Here is a 662-nt window from a genome sequence, read left to right on the forward strand (position 1 = left end):
AGTAACTGAAAAGTTAAGTAGAGACTACGTCGCAGGCAGGAGGCATCAATCACATTGATAATGACATCAGGATCACCATCGATTAGATAACCGATTGTCGCTTTCTCCTCCATCGAAAAGGCACTAAAGGAGTAAGTTCCGGGGAGATCAACAAGTTCGATCTCTGTCGCTTGATAGCTCAATCGAGTGCTCTTCTTCTCCACGGTGACGCCGGGATAGTTAGCGACATGTTGTTTAATGCCGCTCATCATATTAAAAATTGTGGATTTACCGCTATTCGGTTGTCCTGCTAAAGCTGCTTTTATCATTGCCCCACCCGCTCAATCTCAATCTTTTCTGCTTCTTCTCGACGAAGCGTCACGAAATAGCCAAGGATCTCCACCTCAAGAGGATCAAGCAGGGGTGCTGAACGCACCATCAACACCTCGGCACCGGGGATAAATCCCATATTGAAAAACTTCTGCCGTAACGCACCATCCGTATGAACGGCCTTAATAATCGCCCGCTCTTCTCTTTGCAATTGATTCAGCGCTAAAACCTGTTCTTGAGACATTTTGCACCTTTATTTAATATGAAAATATAATGGTAATGAGAATCATTCTAGTTAGCCCTTTTTAATAATGCAAATAATTCTTAAATGTATTTGATAGCTATTTCTTATT

General features: G+C 42.3%; 2 protein-coding genes. Both read right to left on the minus strand.

What is annotated here, in order from left to right; all coding sequences use genetic code 11:
* A partial coding sequence (locus tag FK268_RS25890) for a FeoB small GTPase domain-containing protein (RefSeq protein WP_231707239.1) occupies positions 1–251 on the minus strand: 251 nt, incomplete at its 3' end.
* A gap of 53 nt (positions 252–304) precedes the next feature.
* Complete coding sequence (locus FK268_RS25895) at positions 305–553, minus strand: FeoA family protein (protein ID WP_109201705.1); 249 nt, start codon at positions 551–553, stop codon at positions 305–307.
* Between the last annotated feature and the right edge of the window lie 109 nt (positions 554–662).

Source organism: Tsukamurella sputi, from assembly GCF_007858445.1.
In the GTDB taxonomy this organism is placed as follows: Bacteria; Actinomycetota; Actinomycetes; order Mycobacteriales; family Mycobacteriaceae; genus Tsukamurella; species Tsukamurella sputi.

What these genes read in the sequence shown, in the direction of transcription:
- FK268_RS25895 (WP_109201705.1), bottom strand. Translation starts at nt 553, where the DNA reads ATGTCTCAAGAACAGGTTTTAGCGCTGAATCAATTGCAAAGAGAAGAG.